2 protein-coding genes are annotated in these 326 nt (G+C 31.0%); both read left to right on the plus strand.

Going from position 1 to position 326, the window contains the following annotated elements; translation table 11 throughout:
* Window positions 1-225 (plus strand): transposase (locus ACTQ54_RS12450; protein ID WP_441757257.1); only part of this gene is annotated, 225 nt, incomplete at its 5' end.
* Window positions 222-326: hypothetical protein (locus tag ACTQ54_RS12455; RefSeq protein ID WP_441757258.1), on the plus strand; the 105-nt coding region annotated here is incomplete at its 3' end. The genes ACTQ54_RS12450 and ACTQ54_RS12455, both read left to right, overlap by 4 nt.

Here is a 326-nt window from a genome sequence, read left to right on the forward strand (position 1 = left end):
AAAGACACCTATTATGTTGTTCATCGCTTAGGACAAGCCTATCGTATGAAAAACTGGGAGTTATTTGAAACGACACTTCAGCAAGCTTCACAACGTAAAATATTTTCAGGATTAAAGCGGGTATTGAGAACATTGAAAAAATATAAGGATTATATTCATAATAGTTTTACTTATACTGGCCTTACAAATGGACCGTTAGAAGGTATTAATAATAAAATAAAATAAAAGTACTAAAAAGAAATGCTTATGGATATCGCAATTTCAGCTATTTTAGAGATCGTATTTTATTAATGACACGACTCTATGAACCGGAACCAAAGAAAAAG

Origin of the sequence: Fundicoccus sp. Sow4_H7, from assembly GCF_052115865.1 — a bacterium.
GTDB lineage: Bacteria > Bacillota > Bacilli > Lactobacillales > Aerococcaceae > Fundicoccus_A.